Raw genomic sequence first — 20,571 nt, 5'->3', positions numbered from 1 at the left:
TCATTATCTTGTTGTTACCATATTCAGTCAGCCAGTCCGTTCTGTACCTGCGTCTGTTCCTGCAGCCATGCCTGCATGTCCTGCAGCACGGCCACGGCACGCGCGAATTCAAAATCATCGACGGCTGTGCCCAGCGCCTGCAACTGGCGCTGCTGGCCATGCGGCGCCAGCAAGGCGGCAATCTGCGCCATCAGGGCGTCGTCCAGCTGCCCGCCTTCCAGGCTGGCGATGGCTAACTGCAGCAGGCCATCGGCAGCCGCGTGGTCCAGCACTGGCGCATCCGCTTGCGGCGCTTCGACCATGGCCCCGTCGTTTTCTCCGGCTGCCAGCTCTGCCTCCAGCGCAAGGAAGGCCGCCGTCAACTGCTCCAGCAATCCGGCCACGTCTTCCTCGCGCGAGATGGCTTGTTCCAGCCGCGCCAGGATGCTGCCCAGCTGAGGCAGGCACAGGTTGGCGGCAGCGCCTTTTACGCGGTGCAGCAGATGGCCCGCCACGCTGGTGTCACCGCGCGCCAGTTCAGCGGCCAGCAGGTTTGCGCAGTCGCCATTGGCTTGCACGAAGCGCAAGATGGCGCGCCGCAAGGCTTCGTGGCTGCCCCACAGGGCAACGCCACGCGGCCAGTCGATCTGCTCTGATCCCGTTCCTGCGCCTGCTGCGGCGCTGGCCTGCAACTGCGGCGCCGGCACGGTGATGTCGAGCAGGCGCGCAATCTCCGCCGTCAGCTTGTGCATTTCCAGCGGTTTAGAGGCAAAACCATTCATGCCCGCTGCCTGCGCCGCGCGCCGGTCCTGTTCCAGCACGCTGGCCGTCAGGGCGATGATAGGCGTCGTCTTCAGGCCCTGCTCGCGCTCATGCACGCGTATCAAGCGGGTCGCTTCCAGGCCATCCATGCGCGGCATCTGCACGTCCATCAGGATGATGTCGAAACTGCCCGTGCGGTATTCGCGCACGGCGCTCTCGCCATCGCTGGCGGCGATCACCTGGTGGCCGGCCGCGCCCAGGCTGATCAGCAGCAGTTCGACGTTCTGCGGCACGTCGTCGGCGGCCAGGATGCGCAGCGGCGGCAAGGCCACCACCGGCTGTTCGCTGCGGCGCAGGACAGATTTGCCCGCCACCAGCGGCAGCAGCACGTGGAACACGCTCCCCTCGCCCAAGGTACTTTCGACGGTAATAGTGCCCTTCATCAGCTCGACCAGCTGGCGCGAGATCGTCGTGCCCAGGCCCGTGCCGCCGAACCGGCGGCTCATCGAGGAGTCGGCCTGCGTGAATGGCGCAAAGATTTTCTCCAGGCGGTCGGACGGTATACCGATGCCCGTATCGTGCACGGCGATATGCACCAGGCTACCCTGCATGCCAACCGCCACGCGCACGTGGCCCACCTCGGTGAACTTGACGGCGTTGCCGATCAAATTTGTCAGCACCTGCTGGATGCGCCGCGCGTCACCCAGGAAGAACTGGCCGATGCCGGGATCGTAGTCCACATGCAGCTCCAGCTTGCGCGCCTGCGCCGTGATGCGCAGCGAAGCGGCCACGTGGTCGACCAGGTCCGGCAGCGAAAAGTCCACCAGTTCCAGCTCGGTCGCGCCTTTTTCCAGCTTGGCCGTGTCGAGGATATCGTTCAGCAGTTCCAGCAGCGAACGGGCCGACTGGCGCACCGTGGTCAGATGGCGCCGCTGCAGGGTGTCCAGGGCAGTACCCAGCAACACTTCCGTAAAGCCGATGATGGCATTCATCGGCGTGCGGATTTCATGGCTCATATTGGCCAGGAAGCTGGTCTTCGATTCAGCCGCCAGTTCGGCGCGGTCTTTCGCCGCGCGCAGGTTTTCCTGCATCAGGCGCCGGTCGCTGACGTCGGTGGCAAATTTCACCACCTTGAACGGTTTGCCGTCGGTATTGAAGATCGGGTTATATGAGGCCTGTATCCACAGCTGCTTGCCGCCCTTGCCGATGCGCTTGTATTCGGACGCGTCGAATTCGCCATTGGCCAGGCGCTGCCAGAACGCCGGGTAGGCAGGCGAAGCGACATAGCCGGTTTCGCAGAACAGGCTGTGGTGCTGCCCCAGCACTTCATCAAGACTGTAGCCGACCAGTTCGAGGAAGTTCTCGTTGGCGGCCAGCACGCGCCCGTGCAAGTCGAATTCGATGACGGCCAGCGCGCGCGAAATGGCCGTGACCTTGCCCTCGTATTCGGCATTGCGCAATTCGCTTTCGGTGATGTCGAGGATCACGCCGTCGATCCAGCGCACCACGCCATCCTTGTCGAGCACAGGACCACTGCTTTCGCGCACCCAGCGCTCGCGTCCGTCGCGGTGCATGATGCGGTAGACGTTCTCGAAATCGCGTTTCTCGCTGGCCGCCTGCAGGCAGTTATCGCTGACGCGCTGGCGGTCGTCCGGATGCACCAGGTCGAACATATCGACCCGGCCGGCGATGAAATCTTCCGGCATCCAGCCCGTCAGAGTGCAGACGGCGTCGCTGATAAAGAGCATGCGCCAGTCGGGGGCGAAGTTGCAGTGAAAGGAGACGCCGGGAATATTGCGGATCAGGGTGCGGTACTGGCGTTCACTGTCTTGCAGCGCCTGCGCCATGTCGCGCGAAGAGCGCATGTCCGTGACAAAGGCCACGAACAGGGGCTTGCCCGGCATATCGATCTTGCCGATGGCGACGCGGATGGGCAGCATGGCGCCATCGCGATGACGGCCATCGAGTTCGCGCCCGCTATCGAGAATATGCGATACGCCCGTGGCCAGATACTCGCGCAGAAAACCCTGGTAGCGCACAGCGTCGGTATCTTGCAGCAGCACGCTCGCTTCGCGTCCCACGATATCGGCTTCGGACCAGCCAAACAGCTTTTCCGCCGCCGGATTGAAGGAGCGCACCTTGCCCTGGCCATCAATGGTGATCAAGCCATCGGCGGCCGTGTCGACAATCGCGCGCAAACGCGACTCGCTGGCACTGGCGTGGCGCAGCAACTGGCGGTAGCGCAGCAAGCCGTTGGCGGCCGCAACAAACACGGTCAGGGTGACGGTGATCAGGGCCACGGCCAGCGCCACGAACGAAGCATGGACGGTAAAGCTATTGTCGCCCATCACCGGCGTGCCGGCGAAACGTGCCGCCAACATGCCCGTGTAATGCATGCCTGAAATCGCCAGGCCCATCACCAGACTGCTGAGCAGCAGTGTGGTCATCGGATGCAAACGCTGGCGCCAGGCATTCAGGCCGAAGCGCACCCACAGCGCCAGCATGGCCATCACCACCGCCACCAGGATGGACAAGGCAAACAGCCAGGGCTGGTAATGCAGGGTCAGCGAAGACTGCATGGCGGCCATGCCGCTATAGTGCATGGAACCGATGCCCAGGCCCACCAGCACGCCGCCCACCACCAGTTGCCGCCAATTGATTTCTGGCCGCGCCAGCAAATGCAGCGCTACCCAGGATGCCGCCATACCTGGCAACATCGACAGCAAGGTCAGGGTAGGCTCGAAACTGACGCGGGTGCAGATATCAAAGGCCAGCATGCCGATGAAATGCATGGACCAGATACCGCCGCCCAGCGCAATGGCGCCCGTGACGATGGCCGTCTGGCGCTGGAATCCGCGCTCGCTGCTGCGCGCCATACCGGCGATCTGCAAGGCCATGAACGAGGCAAAGATGGCGATCGCAATGGAAAACAGCACCAGTTTGGTATCGAAGGTACCGTACTGGTAAGGCATCGAAGGCGGGGCTACGCTAAACATGGAACTGAACATAAGGTCGTAACGCGTGAGCGTGATGATGAACGTGCCACCAGGCACAGGTGCACTGCACACTTGATTAGCCAAGTGGCAAAGCAGCGAAAATAACAACGGGAAGAATCGACCGGATGATGACTTGGTCATCACGCCCTCGCATGGCGCGCGGGGTAGGCTTATTCAGACAGAAAAAGCGCAATGCAGACAAACCCTGGCGCGCATTATCGGCGGCCAGCGTGACATGATTTTTCAAGAACTCGTGAGTATAGTTGCTTTACAAAAATATTCATAGGACTTCAGCAAGACCATTATTCGAAAAGCAACTACGTTAAATCAGGATGCAACAAGCTGTCTCTGCGGCGCTTGAAGTAGTACAGGCGCAAGCCGCAGGGCTTATGCGAGCATAAGGCTAACGCTGGGAGGTATATTGATGCATAGCAACGCTTCAACCATATGTAGCGTCGTCAAGCATGCGGCGACACCAGGCCAGCTGCTCGCGCGTCAGCTAATTGGCTGTTTTCAAGACGGGATTGCTGGAAGGCGTGCTTGAGCGGAGTCAAGGGGCAATAACCGGCAAAGTGGCAGCGCTTTCTGCAAGAAAGGCCGCCGTGTAGCAGGGGCGCCATCACGGGCACGCCCCGCTGCACAGTGCCGGCCTGGCGGCCGGCGGTGTCACGCGATCAGTGCTGGCCGATCTTGGTGATTTTCAAGGAATTGGTGCCGCCCACCTTGCCCATAGGCTCGCCCCAGGTCAGCACGATGGTATCGCCCTTCTCGACCACCTTGTGCTCCAGCAACAATTCTTCGGCCTGTTTCAAGACCTTGTCGCGGTCGGTGCCGGAACCCAGTTCCACCGTGCTGACGTTGCGGTACAGCGCCAGCTTGCGGCGCGTGGCGATGCTGGGCGTGAGCGCAACGATAGGAATGTCGATGTTGTAGCGGCTCATCCACAGGGCGGTGGAACCCGATTCCGTCAGGGTGGCGATGGCTTTCACGCGCAGATGGTGGGCGGTAAACAGCGCACCGTAGGCGATCGACTGGTCGATGCGGGTAAAGGTCGAGTTCAGGAAATCGGCGTCCAGCTTGCAGGTGTCCCATTTCTCAGCATCGAGGCAAATCGCCGCCATCGCTTCCACCGTTTCTACCGGATACCTGCCCGATGCCGTTTCGGCCGAGGTCATGACGGCGTCCGTACCGTCCAGCACGGCGTTAGCCACGTCGGACACTTCGGCGCGGGTCGGCACGGCATTGACGATCATCGATTCCATCATTTGCGTGGCGGTAATGGCCAGCTTGTTCGAGGCGCGCGCCATCTTGATCATGCGTTTTTGCAAGGCTGGCACGGCCGCATTGCCCACTTCCACGGCCAGGTCGCCGCGGGCCACCATGATGCCGTCGGAGGCGTCGAGGATTTCCTGCAGCGCAGGAATGGCTTCGGCGCGCTCGATCTTGGCGATCATCATCGGCTTATGGTCCCACGCTTCGCCGGCGATATTGGCCAGCTGGCGCGCCATGATCATGTCGGTGGCGTTTTTCGGGAACGATACCGCCACGTAATCGGCCTGAAAACTCATCGCCGTTTTCACGTCTTCCATGTCCTTGGCCGTCAGCGCAGGCGCCGTCAAGCCGCCGCCCTGGCGGTTGATACCCTTGTTGTTCGACAACTCGCCGCCGATTTTCACGGTGGTGTGGATTTCGCTGCCGATGACTTTATCGACCACCATCACGATCAGGCCGTCGTTGAGCAGCAGCACGTCGGCCGCATGCAAGTCGCGCGGCAATTCCTTGTAATCGAGGCCGCAGCGTTCCTGATTGCCCAGCTCGCCATTTTCACCCCAGCGCGAATCGAGGATGAACTTGTCGCCGTTTTCCAGAAAAATCTTGCCTTCTTCAAACTTGCCGACGCGAATTTTCGGTCCTTGCAAGTCCGCCATGATGGCCACTTCACGGCCGCACAGGGCCGCTGCTTCGCGCACCATGCGCGCGCGGTCGATATGGTCTTGCGCCTTGCCATGCGAAAAGTTCAGGCGCACGACGTCGACGCCGGCCTTGAACATGCGCACCAGGGTGTCGATATCGTTGGAAGCGGGGCCGATGGTGGCAACGATCTTGGTTGCGCGTTGTTGTACTTGCGTGCTCATGGTGTGCTGCTTTCTATTAATAAGTCGTGCTACAAGGGCCGGCCTTGTGGGCCAGCCATCCTGGTGCGCTGGATCAGCGTCTGTTGAGGTAAGTCTGTGTTTATTTGGCCGCCATCAAGGCGACCGTGGTGTCGAGCATGCGGTTCGAAAAACCCCACTCGTTGTCGTACCACGACGATACTTTCACGAGGCGGCCCGAGACCTTGGTCAGGGTGGCGTCGAAATTCGACGAAGCCGGGTTATGGTTGAAATCGATGGAAACCAGCGGTTCTGTCTGGTACGTCAAAATGCCGGCCAAGGCGCCTTCCGATGCTGCTTTCATCAAGGCATTGACTTCCTCGACCGTGGTATCGCGCTTGGCGATGAAGGACAAGTCCACCAGCGACACATTGATGACCGGCACACGGATGGCAAAACCGTCCAGTTTGCCATTCAATTCCGGCAAGACCAGGCCCACGGCGGCGGCGGCGCCCGTCTTGGTGGGTATCATGGAATGCGTGGCCGAGCGGGCGCGGCGCAAGTCTTCATGCATCACGTCCGACAAGACCTGGTCGTTGGTGTAGGCGTGCACGGTGGTCATCAGGCCCGATTCGATGCCGATGGCGTCGTTGAGCGGTTTGACCAGTGGCGCCAGGCAATTGGTGGTGCAGGAGGCGTTGGAAATGACCGTATCCGTGGCTTTCAGCACATGTTGATTCACGCCAAACACGATGGTGGCGTCCACATCCTTGCCGCCCGGTGCGGAAATAATCACTTTTTTCGCCCCGCCCTTCAGATGGGCCGAAGCTTTTTCCTTGGTGGTGAAGAACCCCGTGCATTCGAGCACCACATCCACGCCCAACTCTCCCCAAGGGATCAGGGCCGGATCGCGCTGTGCAAACACGCGGATGGCATCGCCATTGACGATCATATTGTCGCCCTCGACCGTGACGGTGCCAGGAAACTTGCCGTGCACCGTGTCATGGCGCGTCAGATGCGCATTCGACTTGGCGTCGCCCAGGTCATTGATGGCGACGATCTCGATATCCTGCTGCTTGCCGCCTTCATAAAACGCGCGCAAGACATTGCGGCCGATACGGCCATAGCCATTGATGGCAACTTTGATGGTCATGCTGTCTCCTTGTTTGGTTTGCTGGTTTTTAAAGCCAACCCAAGTGCAACTGCCGGGGTCGAACCCTGAGGGTTCGACCCCAGCCTTTGCCGTTGGGCTTAAAAATAATCAACCACTATTCCTCAACCCCGCCGCAATCCCGTTGATCGACAAATGAATCCCCGTGCGCGCCGCCGCATCCTGCTTGCCTTCACGGAAGCGTTGCAGCAATTCCACCTGCACGTGGTTCAGCGGATCGATGTAGGGGAAACGGTTGCGGATGGAACGCTGCATCAGCGGATTCGCCTGCTGCAATTCTTCCTGGCCCGTGATCAGTTTCAAGGCATCCAGCGTGGCCGTGTATTCGGCGCGGATACGCGTAAAGATGGCGACACGCAAGGCTACATCCTTGACCAGTTCTGCATACTTGCCGGCAATCGCGATATCGCTCTTGGCCAGGACCATGTCCATATTCGACAGCAAAGACGTGAAGAATGGCCAATCCTGGTACATGCCGCGCAGCACTTCTGCGCCACCAGCAGGATGGGCCGCCAGGTAGGCTTGCACGGCGGAACCGAAACCGAACCAGCCCGGCAGCATCAAACGGCATTGGGCCCAGCTCAAGACCCAGGGAATGGCGCGCAAATCTTCGATGGACGTGGATTTCTTGCGCGATGCCGGGCGGCTACCGATGTTCAAGGCGGCAATCTCGGCGATCACGGTCGATTCCCAGAAATACTGCTCGAAGCCTTCGGTGCCGTAGACCAGCTCGCGGTAAGCATTCAGCGCCGTGCCCGACAATTCTTCCATGGCGGCCAGGTGGCCCGCGCTGGCCGAGGCGCTCGGCTGCAACTGCGCTTGCGGCAGCAAGGTCGACTGGATGGTCGCGGCCACCAGCACTTCCAGGTTGCGGCGCCCGACTTCCGGGTTCGCATACTTGGCCGTGATGACTTCGCCCTGCTCCGTCAAGCGGATCTGGCCCTGCACGGCGCCCGCTGGCTGGGCCAGGATGGCTTCGTAGCTGGGGCCGCCGCCACGTCCGACCGAACCGCCCCGGCCATGGAACAGACGCAGCTTGATCTGATATTCCCTGAACACCGTCACCAGTTCGATCTCGGCCTTGTACAACTCCCAGCCGGAAGTGAGGAAACCGCCATCCTTGTTGCTGTCCGAATAACCGAGCATGACTTCCTGCTGGTCCGCGCGGGATGCCAGCAAGCCGCGGTAGAACGGCAAGCCGAAGGCGCGCGCCATGATGGCGGGGCCGGCGCGCAAGTCGTCTATGGTTTCAAACAGGGGGATGATGTTGACGTCCACTTCCAGCGCGTCCTGGCGCAGCAGGCCCACTTCTTTCAGCAGCAGCGCCACTTCCAGCAAGTCCGACACGCTGGCCGCCTTGGAAATAATGCAGTTCGGCACCGATTCGCGGCCATACAGGCTGTGCGCTTCACGAATCGCGCGGAAGATATCGAGCTCCGAGGTGGTTTCTTCAGAGTATTGCGCATACGGCGACACCAGCAAACGCGGCGAAGCCAATTCCGTCAGCAGCAGGCTGATACGTTGCTCTTCATCGAGGTCGATGTAGACCAGGCCAGGCTGCACGCCGGCAAACAGCTCGCCCACCACGCGCTCGTGCACGTCGGAATTCTGGCGCAAGTCCAGCGGCGCCAGCGAAAAACCGAACACCTTCACGGCGCGGCGCAACTGGCGCAAACGGCCACGCGCCAGCGAACGCAAGCCGCTGGCCACCAGCGACTGATGCACCACGTCCAGATCCGCCAGCAAGTCGGCGGCCGAAGCGTAGGGTGTCACGCCATCCTGCTCCTTGCCCTTGCTACCCAGAACAACACGCGCTGCTTCCAGGCGCGCGTGGATGCCGTGCAGCGCGCGCCGGTACGGTTCGTCCGCGTGGTGCGGCGAGGTATCGGCCGAGCTTTCGGCCAGCGCGCGCAGCGCATCGCTGCCGCCATTGAGTTTTTGCGCCAGCGACAGCTGCGAGGCCAGCTTGCGCAATTCGCCGAGGTAGAAATCCAGCGCCTTGTCGGCCTGGCGCGCCAGAGTGCTGCGCAGGATATCGGCCGTGACAAAAGGATTGCCGTCGCGGTCGCCGCCTATCCAGCTGCCCACTTTCATGAAATTGGGTAATTCTGTATCTTCCCAACGCGCATCGCGCTGGGCCAGCATGGTTTCCAGCGAGGAATACAGCTGCGGCAATTCGGTCAAAATAGTGTGGTCGTAGAAGGACAAGCCGTTTTCCACTTCATCGAGCACGGACAACTTGGTCGTGCGCAACAAGCGCGTTTGCCATAGGGTCACGATGCCGCGCCCCAGCGCTTCTTCATTTTGCTGCGCTTCGTCAGGCGTCATTTGCACGCGGTCGCGCTCGCTCAACAGGCGCGCGATAGCCATCTGGCAATTCTGTATGCTCTTGCGCTGCACTTCCGTCGGATGGGCCGTGAAAACAGGGCTGACGAAAGCGTCTGCAAAAAACGCTTCCAGCGCATCGGCCTGGCCGGCATCGAAAACATTGCCAACCGCATGGCTGAGACTACCCTGGCGCGGCGGCGAGCCGGCGATCAGATGGGCGCGCGTGCGGCGGATGTGGTGCTGGTCTTCGGCAATATTGGCCAGCAGCGAGAAAAAGCTGAAAGCGCGTATCAGCTGCGTGGTTTCTTCCTGCGACAACGCTTGCAGCGCGTCCGACAGTTGCGCGCGGGCAGCTTCGTCATGGTCGCGGCGGAAGCGGATGGCCAGCTGGCGCACATGCTCGATACGGTCGAAGGCGGGATCGCCCAGGTGGCTGCGGATGGCGTCGCCCAGCAGCCGGCCCAGTTGACGGATATCGCTGCTGAGCAGCTCGTCTTTCACTTCATTCATTTGCATCGGTTTTATTCCACGGGCACAGCGCCCATTTGCAGCCACAGCAGCACCGCACAGATTGCATCACACGCGCTTCCCGTCACGGAAAACGCCATCCTTGAGTCCATCGACATCGTAATGTAGTAAATTTACCTCAATGTTTGGCAATCTCCTTGATTTTCATCAAGACAACCGAGCAAAAAGCAACATTACTGGGCTGGCTATCGGTTCATGACTACAACAATATGAAAATTTACTACGCATCTGCGCGAAAAGCAATCGTCTTTTGATTTTTTGAGTAGGAAAGTGTGCGTAAAACAGATAAGGAAAAGGCGGGGAAAGTGGCCGCGGCGCGCGGCGGCCAGCACTCTATTACTTGCTTTTGCTGTATGCTGGCGACCTAAACAAAGATGTCATCCACATCTTTACAGCCCTGGAAACACCATGCGATTGACCGCCTATACCGACTACACCCTGCGCACCCTGATGTATCTGGGCACGCACCGCGACCGGCTCGTGACGATCCAGGACATCGCCGACCTGCACGCGATCTCGAAAAATCACTTGATGAAAGTGGTCCACCAGCTGGGCTTGTCTGGCATCGTGGAAACCGTGCGCGGCCGCAACGGCGGCCTGCGCCTGGCGCGCGACCCGGCCGAGATCAATATCGGCAGCGTGGTGCGCGAGACGGAAAGCGATTTTTTTATGGCCGAGTGTTTCAATCCAGAAAGTAATACCTGCCCGCTGACGCCGGGTTGCCAATTAAAATCGGCGCTGGGACAGGCGACGGGCGCCTATCTGGCGGTGCTGGACAAAGTGACGCTGGCGTCGATCCTGGAGCCGAAACCTGCCACGCCAGCGCCGGGAGTGATACCGCTGCGGGTAGAGAAATAATCACCCCTAGCGGCGAAATGCTGGGGTCGTACCCTGCAGGGTACGACCCCAGTCCTTGCTTTGGGGTGCAATTAATGCGCAGTAGCGCCCGCCGCACCGATCCCCGTCTCCGAGCGCATCTGCTGGGCTTCATACCCTGCCCGGTCGATGCGGGCGCGCGGGCTGCGGTCCAGTATCGAGAACAGCCAGATACCCACAAAACCGGCCGTCATCGAGAACAGCGCGGGCGAGGCGTAAGGGAATAGCGCCTCGCCATGGCCCAGCACATCGACCCACACGGACTTCGACACCACCGTCAAGCCCACGGCCGTGATCAAGCCCAGGAAACCACCGATGGTGGCGCCGCGCGTGGTGCAGTCTTTCCACAGCACCGACATGAACAGCACGGGGAAGTTGGCCGAGGCGGCAATCGCGAAGGCCAGCGACACCATGAAGGCGATGTTTTGCTTTTCAAACGCGATACCGAGCGCCACGGCAATGATGCCCAGCGCCACGGTGGTCAAACGCGATACTTTCAGCTCGCTGGCGCCGGTCGCCTTGCCCTTCTTGACGACAGTGGCATACAGATCGTGCGACACGGCCGAGGCGCCCGACAAGGTCAAGCCAGCGACCACGGCCAGGATGGTGGCAAACGCCACGGCCGACATGAAACCGAGGAAGACATTGCCGCCCACGGCCTTGGCCAGGTGCACGGCCGCCATATTGTTGCCGCCCAGCAGTTTACCGGCAGCATCCTTGAAGTCAGGATTGGTGCTGACCAGCACGATGGCGCCAAAACCGATGATGAAGGTCAGAATGTAGAAATAGGCGATCCAGGTGGTGGCCCAGAACACGGACTTGCGCGCTTCCTTGGCGCTAGGCACGGTAAAGAAACGCATCAGGATATGCGGCAAGCCGGCCGTGCCGAACATCAGCGCCATGCCGAACGAGATCGCAGAGATCGGGTCCTTGATGAAGCTGCCCGGCCCCATGATGGCTTCCCTGGTGGCGTGCACGTCCACCGATTTGGCGAACAGCGCTTCAGGGCTGAAGTTGAACTGCGCCAGCACGGCCACCGCCATGAAGGTGGCGCCGCCCAGCAGCATCACGGCCTTGATGATCTGCACCCAGGTGGTGGCCGTCATGCCGCCAAACAGCACATAAATCATCATCAAGGTGCCGACCAGCACCACGGCGATCCAGTATTCCAGGCCGAACAGCAGCTTGATCAGCTGGCCCGCCCCCACCATTTGCGCGATCAGGTAAAACGCCACCACCACCAGGGTGCCAGAGGCGGAAAAGATGCGGATGGGCGCCTGCTTGAAGCGGTAGGCGGCCACGTCGGCAAAGGTGTAGCGGCCCAGGTTGCGCAGGCGTTCGGCCATCAAGAAGGTGATGATGGGCCAGCCGACCAGGAAACCGATCGCATAGATCAGTCCATCGTAGCCGTTCAGGAACACGGCGGCGGAAATGCCGAGGAAGGAGGCAGCCGACATATAGTCGCCGGCAATCGCCAGCCCATTCTGGAAACCCGTGATGCCGCCACCGGCCGTGTAAAAGTCGGAGGCCGACTTGGTCTTGGCGGCCGCCCACTTGGTGATGAACAAGGTGAAGATGACGAAGACGGCAAACATGATGATCGCCGTCCAGTTGGTAGGCTGCTGTTGCACCTGGCCCAGGTCGGGGCCAGCCGCCCACGCAGCGCCGCTGGCAGCCAGCAAGGCCGCGATGGGCAGACCGTATTTCAGTTCCGGACGGGCGCTCATGCCTGCACCCGTGCCTGGATGGCGCTGGTCAAGTCATCGAACTGCTTGTTGGCGCGACGCACGTAAATGCCGGTGATTACCACCGTGAAGACGATGACAAACAAGCCGATCGGCATGCCCCAGGTCATCACGCCCTCGCCGGTTTTACTGGCGAGAAATTCCTTGTTGAAAGCAATCAACAATATATAGCCGTAATACACCAGCAACATCAAGCCTGTCAGTGCCCAGCCGAAGCGCGAGCGCAGCTTGACCAGCTGATGGTAATTGGGATCTCCCTTGATTTGTTGAACCAGGTCATCGTGCATCGTGTTGTCTCCTGTTATGAAAAAACCTGCTCTTTCGCGAGCTTGTTTTCACCTTACAGGGCAAGGCTTACCCGCCCCTTACGCCGACTATTTTTCTCCAACGCAAGGAAGATGAGCGATTTGCGCTTAGTTCAGTGCCGACGCAGGACCGAAAAATTCATAATGCGTTTGCGCTTCCGGCACGCCCAGTTCACGCAAGGAAGTTTTCACCGCGCGCATGAAGGGCTGCGGGCCCAGGAAATACGCATCGACGTCGCGCGTGGCCGGCAGCCATGAAGCCAGCAGCTCAGCATCCAGCAAGCCCACGGCATCGGGCGCCACACCGTCGCCAGCATGTTCGGCGTAGCAATAAAAGCGTTTGAGCTGGGGATGCTGGGATGCCAGCACATCGATCTGGGTGCGAAAGGCATGCACGCCGTGGTGGCGCGCTGCGTGGATGAAATGCACGGGACGCTGGCCGCGCAAGGCTGCCGTCAGCATGGCCAGCGCTGGCGTGATGCCGACGCCACCGCTGATGAGCACTAAAGGCTTGTCGCTATCGCGCAGCACGAAGTTGCCCGATGGCGGCGTCAGCTGCACCGTGTCGCCCGCTTGCACGCTGTCGTGGAAATAGTTCGACACCTTGCCGCCCTGCTCGCGCTTGACGCTGATACGGTAAGTCTGTCCATTGCTGGCCGCCGACAGCGAATACTGGCGGCGCATGGGAACACCGTCGACCGTCACCACCACGCCGATATACTGGCCCGGCTTGAAATCGAGCACGGCCTGGCCATCGGCGGGCGCCAGCAAAAAGGAGGTGATTTCCGCGCTTTCCTCCACCTTGCTGAGCACCGTGAAATCGCGTGCGCCGCGCCAGCCGCCCGGCGCTGCGGCCTGGGCTGCATAGATGCGCCCTTCTTCGCCCGCCAGGATGTCGGCCAGCTGGCCATAGGCCACACCCCAGGCGTCGATGACGTCATCGGTGGCGACCTGCGCACCCAGCACTTCGCGGATAGCCTGCAACAGGCTGGCGCCGACCAGTGGGTAGTGTTCGGCGCGTATCTGCAGGGCCACGTGCTTGTTGACGATGGTGGAAACCAGGCCGCCCAACGCTTCGAGCTGGTCGATATGGCGCGCATACATCAGCACGCCATTGGCCAGCGCGCGCTGCTGCTCGCCGCTGTGCTGGTGCGCCTGATTGAAATAAGGCAGCACTTCGGGATGATCGCGGAACAGGTTCTGGTAGAAATGGCGCGTCAAGGTTTCGCCGCCCTGCTCAAGGATGGGAACGGTAGCGGTAATGATGGCGCGATGTTGTTGGCTAAGCATGGGCAACTCCTGTATGTAGATAGCGGCAAGCTGCGGCCCGGTGGCCGCCTGCCTTTGTTGACCTGTTCAGTGTAAAGGAATCAGCCTAAACATGCAAACTATATACATCTTTAAATTCCATCATCCAGCCTGCATATGCCTGCAGTGAATGAGTTCAAACCTGTGCAAATAAGGCTTCGGCTATAATCGGCGCGTACGAAACGATGACGTTTCGAGCCATCTGGGATAATTATTTTGCGGCTTCAAACGTTAATCAAAGGAAAACACGCGCCTGCCCTTTCCTGCGTCAAGACTGTGCTGGCCTGCGCTGCGCTGGCCGCAGGCATGGTGGCGCCGGCGATGGCCAAGATGGCCGCCGTGCCCGCGCCTGCATTGGAAACGCTGCCCGCCAGGCTGGTCTGCCACGACGACGTCTTCGTGCCTTATGTCATGCTGAACCAGGGCCGTATCGAAGGCTTGAACGTGGATATATTGCGCGAAGCGGCGACACGCCTGGGCATCGCCATCGAATTTCGCGTCATGCCTTGGCGGCGCCTGGAAAATGAGCTGGCCAAGCCGCAAGGCAGCGTCGATTGCGCGTTTGCCATGAGCCGCACGCCGCAGCGCGAGCAATATCTCGAATTTGGCAAGACCCCCTTGCAGCCGACCGAATATGCGCTGTTCGTGCGCCAGCCGGAAACTACGGCGGCAGCCGCGCCTGCCGTGACAAAACTGGACGATCTGGCCGGCAAGGTGATCGGCGTGCGTGCGGGCTTTCGCCTGCCCGAGGCCATCGCCGCCGGCGCGGCGCAAGGCCGCTGGACCCTGGCCGAAGTGCCTACCGATACGGCCAATTTCCAGAAACTGGCGCTGCGCCGCATCGACGCCGTGCTGGCCGACAGCTCGGTGGGCCTGTACACGCTCAAACAGTTGAAACTGGCCGATATCCGCAGGCTGGCGCCACCGCTTGTGCGCTTCGATACCTATCTCGTCTTTCGCAAGAACGCCGCTTCACCGGCACTGGCCGCCGCCTTCGACCGGGAACTGAAACGCATGCGCCAGGATGGCACTTTCGCGCGCATCAGCGCCGCCTACCTGGGCGTCCCCACACTGGAATAATCATATGAAAACACGTACGCCTCTACTGCGCATCACCATGATACTGGGCGCCCTGCACGCCCTGCTGGGCTGGCTGCTGCTGCCCGCCCTGCCCGTCGGCCCGGCCGGCTGGATCGTCGGCGCCCTGATCTTGCTGGCCTCGACCATGCTGATGCCGATGACGATCTTTGCGCGCGCCGTCACCAGCGATCATCATCTGGCCGACCGCCTGGCGTGGGCCGGTTCGCTGTGCATGGGCTTTTTTTCTTCGCTGTTCGTGCTGACACTGCTGCGTGAAATCGTGCTGATTTATCCACCGGCACGCCTGCATGCGGAAGCGTCTTCAGTCGCCGTGCTGGTGCTGGCCTTGCTGGCCACGCTGCTAGGTTTCATCAATGCGCGCCGCGTGGCCCGCGTACTCGAGATCGACGTCCCTGTCGCCGGCTTGCCCAAGGCGCTGCAGGGCTACACCATCGTGCAACTGAGCGACATCCACGTCGGTGCCACCATCAAGCGCGCCTATGTGGACGCCATCGTCGCGCGCGTCAATGCGCTCAATGCCGACGCGATTGCCATCACGGGCGATGTGGTCGATGGCACGGTGGAGCTGCTGCGCGCGCACACGGCGCCGCTGGGCGAGCTGCGCGCACGCCATGGCACTTTTTTTGTTACCGGCAACCATGAATACTATTCGGGCGCCGCACCGTGGGTGGCGGAATTTCGCCGCCTGGGCATGCAGGCGCTGATGAATGAACACGTCGTCATCGAACACGATGGCGCGCGCCTGGTCATGGCCGGCGTCACCGATTACACCGCAGGCCACTTCGATGCCGCGCAAGCGAGCGATCCGCAGGCAGCCATCGCCGGCGCCCCTGCCGGCATACCCCGCGTCCTGCTGGCGCACCAGCCGCGCAGCGCCGAAGCGGCCGAACAGGCAGGCTACGACCTGCAATTGTCCGGCCACACCCACGGCGGCCAGTTCTGGCCATGGAATCTGTTCGTGCCGCTGCAGCAACCCTACGTGGCAGGCTTGCACCGGCGCGGCAAACTGTGGATTTACGTCAGCCGCGGCACCGGCTACTGGGGCCCGCCGAAACGCATCGGCGCGCCAGCCGAGATCACGCGCCTGCGCCTGATAGCAGGCTAATCTAATCCGGCACCATCAACCCCGCAAAATCCTGTTCCCGGAACTGCCCGACGATAAAGTCGACGAACACGCGCGTCTTTGCGGGCAGCAGTTTTTTGCTGGGGTAGTACAGCGACAGCGGCCCGGAATCGGCGCGCCAGCCTGGCAGCAAGCGGATCAGGGCGCCGCTGCGCAGATGGGGCAGCGCGTGCGGCATCGGCAGCAGCGCCACACCGATGCCGTCGATGGCGGCTTGCGCCATCGCTTCCGGATCATCAAAAATCGCACGCGGCCGGCATTCGGCCAGGCCTTCGCCACCGTTCCCATCGCGCAATATCCAGTTGCGCAACCGTCCGCTGCCGGCCGAGCGGCGCACCACGCCATCGAATGGGGCCAGATCTTGCGGATGCGCGGGCATGGCCTTGCCCTGCATGAAGGCTGGCGAAGCCGTGGCGACGATGTAGATAGGCCCCAGTTCGCGCGCTACGACGCCTGGCGTCAGCTCGATGCCGCCGCCGATGGCTGCATCAAAACCCTCGCCCACCAGATCCACGGGACGGTTGTCGAGATGGCAGTCGGGCACCACGCCCGGATAACGACGCACGAACTCAGCTAACAGCGGCAATACATAGCGGCGGCCAAACGAGGGCGCCATGCTGATTTTGAGAATGCCGGACGGTGGCCCGCCCTCGCCTGCCGCCTCGTTGATTGCGTCATGCAGGGCGCCCAGCGGGCCGCCGATCTGCTGCAAAAAACGCTCGCCGCCTTCGGTCAGGGTCAAACGCCGCGTGCTGCGCTGGAATAAACGCAGCCCCAGGCTGGTTTCGAGGCGCGCTACGTTCTTGCTGACGGCGGCCGGCGTCAAGCCCAAACGGCGCGCAGCCGCCGAAAAACTGCCGGTTTCAGCAGACAACACGAATGATTGCAAGTGATTGAGTGCGTCCATCGCTGTATTCTAACCCTCCCATTTGATACTGTCAGTTGAAAGTGATTGTAGCGATACCCGGCTAGTAAGCATGCAATGGCAGGCAGATACTGGCTACCTCGCTACTCACTACAGGAAACACCATCATGAACCACGCCAACAACTCCCCACTGCGCCACGCCGAAAAAATCGCCTTTGTCACGGGCGGTTCGCGCGGCATCGGCGCCGCCATCGTGCGCCGCCTGGCCGGCGAAGGCGCCACCGTGGCCTTCACCTACCAGCGCTCGGCCGATGAAGCGCAGGCGCTGGTGCAAGCCGTTGAGGCGGCAGGCGGCAAGGCGCTGGCCCTGCAGGCCGACGCGGCCGACGCCGGCGCCCTGACGGACGCCATCAGCAAGGTAGCAAAGCAATTCGGCCGCCTCGATATCCTGGTCAATAATGCAGGCATTTTCCTGGTCGGCGCCATCGATGATTTTTCGCTGGCCGATTTCGACCAGACGGTGGCCGTCAACGTGCGCGCCGTGTTTGTGGCCATCAAGGCAGCCGTGCCGCATATGCGCGAGGGCGGGCGCATCATCAACATCAGCAGCACCAACGCGCACCGCGCGCCATTCGGCGGCGCGGCGGCCTACGCCATGAGCAAGTCAGCCTTGTCAGGCTTGACGCAAGGCCTGTCACGCGATCTCGGTCCGCGCGGCATCACCATCAATAACGTGGAGCCTGGCCCCACGGCCACCGACATGAACCCGGCCGATGGCGACTTCGCCGCCATGCTGCACGGCTTGATGGCCTTGCCGCGCCATGGCAGCGCCGAGGAAATCGCCGGCATGGTGGCCTACCTGGCCAGCAGCGAAGCGGCCTTCGTGACGGGTGCGGGCTTGAAGATCGATGGCGGTTTTGCGGCGTAAAACCTGATCAGGACAAATCAGCGCAAGACCGCCGGCGCCACCGGCAAGGTGTCGAGTGCGATAAACGCTTCCAGCGCCAGCCGCATGTCCTCGAACACCTGCTTGCCATAAGCCTGTTCCAGGCTGGCATATTGCAAGTCGATCAGCTTGCCGATCTCGATCACCAGGCTGGCGCCCGCGTCCGACAGCTGCACTTGCAGGCGGCGCTGGTCGCCCGCCACCTTGCTGCGGGCGATCAATCCCGTGTCTTCCATGCGCGCCAGAATGCCGCTCATGCTGGGACTGGAAATCTGGCACAGATCGCACAGTTCGCGCGGCTCCAGCGTCGAACTGACATTGAGCGCGCGCAGGATGCGCCATTGCTGTTCGGTTACACCGAAATGGTTGAGGATGGGCCGGAAATGCTGCAACAGGCTGTCGCGCGCCTTGTGCAGGAGCTGCGGCATATTGGGATAGCGTATCAAAGGCTGCAAGCGTTACTCCAGGGCAGAGGTGGTGGGCTTGCTTGTAATTATACAACTGACAAGACTTTATCCCCGTCCGCAAAACATGCTTGCGGACGGGGATGCGGTCAGCCCCTGGTTTTTTGCGCGGGGATGAATTGCTCACGCACCGCCTTGGCCAGCAAGTCCGGCGGCAGCAAGCCCTGGCCCAGCAGGAAGTTGTTGAAGGCGAGGCGGTCAAACTTCGCGCCCAGCGCCAGCTCGGTCTCGGCACGCAATTGCAGGATGCGCGTGTAGCCATAGAAATAGCTGCCCGCCTGGCCCGGCATATTGAAGGTGTAGCGGTCCAGTTCCTGGCGCGCCATCGGTTTCGACAGCATCACTTCATCGGTCAGGATGCGGTCCGCCTCTACACGCGTAACCTGGCCCAGGTTCAGCATCGGGTCCAGCATGGCGCGCGCCGCCCGCAGCATGCGGAACTGCAGCGCGATGAACTGGCCTTCGACCGGCTCATACGGCAGCATCTCCGCTTCCGCATACAAGGCCCAGCCTTCCACGTTGACGCTGTTGAAGGCATACAGGCTGCGCGCCTGCGACACGCCGCGCTCCACCATGGCGCTGAACTGCAACTCATGGCCAGGACGGCCTTCGTGCGCGCTCAGGGTCCAGGCAGCGCCCGAGAAATTGAAGTCGTCATACACTTCACCCTTGCCGCTGGTGGCGGGATTGCTCACGGTGAGCACGAACTGGCCATGTTCACCGGTATTGCCGATCAGCGGAGGCGGACGCATATGCGGCGCCGGTTGGGCCGCCGATTCAGCGGCCGACGCCAGGCGCATGGTCATCGCGCGCTGCGGCAGATCGACCACGCCCTGCTGGCGGATGCGCGCTTCGAGCTGCGTATTGACCTCCTTGTAGTGCGCTTCCAGCTGCTCGTTGGGAATAGAGTCGCTTTTCAGCGCGCGCAGCACCTGGCGATAATCATTGCCATCGATGCCCTTCAAGGCCAGCCTGGCCGCCACCACGGGCGCCAGCGCCTGCATGGCGGCGCGCGTTTCCAGGTAGGCCACTTCGGCCCGCTCGATCAGCGCCTGCGGTGCAATGTCGATGCCCACCTGCTTCAGGCGGAATGCGTACAGTTCGGGCGCCATGCGGAAATCCGTGCGCGACAGCGGCAGCACGGTCTGGCGCTCCCACGCCGCATACTCGTTCAATTGCTGTTCCATGGCCGCCAGCGCCGGCTCGGCGCCCGCTATCTTCATGTCGGCAAACAGCTTGCGGATGCCGGCGATATAGGTCGGCACATTGTCCAGCGCCTGCTCCACCTGCAGGCGCACGGGGCCGGCCAGGCCCTTCTGGCCAATTTTTTCGGTAAACCTTGCCTTGGCCTGTGCCGTGATCGGCGTGCTGCCGGGGAACTGGCCCACATAACGCTGCAGGCGTTCCAGCGCCTTGGCGCGGCGGGCGGCCGGACGCTGTTCCTGCAGCAGGCTTTGCATGCTGCCGAACACCAGCTGCGGCACATCGACCCAGGGTAAAGTATATTTGGCGTCCAGCTGCGCGCCCGTGATCTCGTTGTCGACGGCGTGCGTCAATATCTCCAGATCCTGGCGGATGCGCTCATCCTTTTCGGCCGCCAGCCGCTGCTGCAGCTTGGCACGCGCCTGCTGCATGGCGGCCACATAACGCTCGGTAATCTTCGGCCCCAGGTCGGTGGCCAGGCCATCGTATTGCGGCAAACCCGTGTCCGATGCATTCTCGGGCGAGAACTGCGCCTGCGCTTCGAGCACGATGGCGGCATTGCGGTTGCTGGCATCGACCCAGGCGGCCGATGCCGCCGGCGCAGTAGCGGCATCGGCCGGGGCGGCAAACGCGCTAGCCAAGGCCAGTGCAAGCGTGGCCGCCATGACGGTCTTGTACAATTTCGGAGGTACGGACATCGGGGCTTTCCTTCCAAGGGTGAACGATGAGCGAAACAATGAGTATCGGCCAGCACCCCACCGCTGTCAATCGGACATG

Annotated in this window: 14 protein-coding genes; 4 read left to right on the top strand and 10 right to left on the bottom strand. The window is 61.6% G+C overall.

Annotation, left to right across the window (positions count from 1 at the left end):
• Positions 1–23: 23 nt before the first annotated feature.
• The 4 genes from HDE72_RS02920 to ppc form a co-directional block, all read right to left on the bottom strand.
• On the bottom strand, positions 24–3,737 hold the full coding sequence (locus tag HDE72_RS02920) for a PAS domain S-box protein (protein ID WP_260176403.1): 3,714 nt from the start codon (positions 3,735–3,737) through the stop codon (positions 24–26).
• Positions 3,738–4,411: 674 nt separating this feature from the next.
• The gene (pyk, locus tag HDE72_RS02910) at positions 4,412–5,872 is read right to left on the bottom strand and encodes a pyruvate kinase (protein WP_183737239.1); all 1,461 of its coding nucleotides are present in this window, start codon (positions 5,870–5,872) and stop codon (positions 4,412–4,414) included.
• A gap of 100 nt (positions 5,873–5,972) precedes the next feature.
• Positions 5,973–6,983: a type I glyceraldehyde-3-phosphate dehydrogenase gene (gap, locus tag HDE72_RS02905; RefSeq protein WP_183737238.1), complete on the bottom strand. Its 1,011-nt coding sequence runs from the start codon at positions 6,981–6,983 to the stop codon at positions 5,973–5,975.
• A gap of 108 nt (positions 6,984–7,091) precedes the next feature.
• Positions 7,092–9,845: a phosphoenolpyruvate carboxylase gene (ppc, locus tag HDE72_RS02900; RefSeq protein WP_221291141.1), complete on the bottom strand. Its 2,754-nt coding sequence runs from the start codon at positions 9,843–9,845 to the stop codon at positions 7,092–7,094.
• Between the two features lie 420 nt (positions 9,846–10,265).
• Here ppc and HDE72_RS02895 point away from each other — a divergent pair, with 420 nt between their 5' ends.
• Entirely contained in the window at positions 10,266–10,715 is a 450-nt protein-coding gene (locus HDE72_RS02895; RefSeq protein WP_183737237.1) for an RrF2 family transcriptional regulator, read from the top strand.
• A 71-nt stretch (positions 10,716–10,786) separates the two neighbouring features.
• Here HDE72_RS02895 and HDE72_RS02890 read toward each other — a convergent pair whose 3' ends face one another.
• The 3 genes from HDE72_RS02890 to hmpA form a co-directional block, all read right to left on the bottom strand.
• Entirely contained in the window at positions 10,787–12,460 is a 1,674-nt protein-coding gene (locus tag HDE72_RS02890) for a cation acetate symporter (RefSeq protein ID WP_183737236.1), read from the bottom strand.
• Positions 12,457–12,765 (bottom strand): DUF485 domain-containing protein, encoded by a 309-nt coding sequence (locus HDE72_RS02885; protein WP_183737235.1) that lies wholly within the window; start codon positions 12,763–12,765, stop codon positions 12,457–12,459. The genes HDE72_RS02890 and HDE72_RS02885 overlap by 4 nt, the downstream gene beginning before the upstream one ends.
• Before the next feature lie 126 nt (positions 12,766–12,891).
• Entirely contained in the window at positions 12,892–14,073 is a 1,182-nt protein-coding gene (hmpA, locus tag HDE72_RS02880; RefSeq protein ID WP_183737234.1) for an NO-inducible flavohemoprotein, read from the bottom strand.
• A 294-nt stretch (positions 14,074–14,367) separates the two neighbouring features.
• Here hmpA and HDE72_RS02875 point away from each other — a divergent pair, with 294 nt between their 5' ends.
• Together HDE72_RS02875 and HDE72_RS02870 are read left to right on the top strand one after the other, a co-directional pair.
• A complete protein-coding gene (locus HDE72_RS02875) occupies positions 14,368–15,171 on the top strand; it encodes a substrate-binding periplasmic protein (RefSeq protein ID WP_183737233.1) in 804 nt (267 codons plus the stop codon).
• A gap of 4 nt (positions 15,172–15,175) precedes the next feature.
• Entirely contained in the window at positions 15,176–16,297 is a 1,122-nt protein-coding gene (locus HDE72_RS02870) for a metallophosphoesterase (RefSeq protein WP_183737232.1), read from the top strand.
• 1 nt (position 16,298) lies between these two features.
• On the opposite strand, the gene HDE72_RS02865 is transcribed toward HDE72_RS02870, so the two are convergent.
• The gene (locus tag HDE72_RS02865) at positions 16,299–17,222 is read right to left on the bottom strand and encodes a LysR family transcriptional regulator (RefSeq protein ID WP_183737231.1); all 924 of its coding nucleotides are present in this window, start codon (positions 17,220–17,222) and stop codon (positions 16,299–16,301) included.
• 125 nt (positions 17,223–17,347) lie between these two features.
• On the opposite strand from HDE72_RS02865, the gene HDE72_RS02860 reads away from it, so the two are divergent.
• On the top strand, positions 17,348–18,109 hold the full coding sequence (locus tag HDE72_RS02860; RefSeq protein WP_183737230.1) for an SDR family oxidoreductase: 762 nt from the start codon (positions 17,348–17,350) through the stop codon (positions 18,107–18,109).
• A gap of 17 nt (positions 18,110–18,126) precedes the next feature.
• Here HDE72_RS02860 and hpaR read toward each other — a convergent pair whose 3' ends face one another.
• Both hpaR and HDE72_RS02850 read right to left on the bottom strand, forming a co-directional pair.
• On the bottom strand, positions 18,127–18,582 hold the full coding sequence (gene hpaR / locus HDE72_RS02855) for a homoprotocatechuate degradation operon regulator HpaR (protein WP_260176394.1): 456 nt from the start codon (positions 18,580–18,582) through the stop codon (positions 18,127–18,129).
• A gap of 98 nt (positions 18,583–18,680) precedes the next feature.
• Positions 18,681–20,492: a DUF885 domain-containing protein gene (locus HDE72_RS02850; protein ID WP_221291140.1), complete on the bottom strand. Its 1,812-nt coding sequence runs from the start codon at positions 20,490–20,492 to the stop codon at positions 18,681–18,683.
• Between the last annotated feature and the right edge of the window lie 79 nt (positions 20,493–20,571).

This window comes from Janthinobacterium saanense, from assembly GCF_014200675.1.
Classification (GTDB): Bacteria; Pseudomonadota; Gammaproteobacteria; order Burkholderiales; family Burkholderiaceae_D; genus Janthinobacterium.
This window is presented reverse-complemented; position numbering and strand designations above follow the sequence as displayed.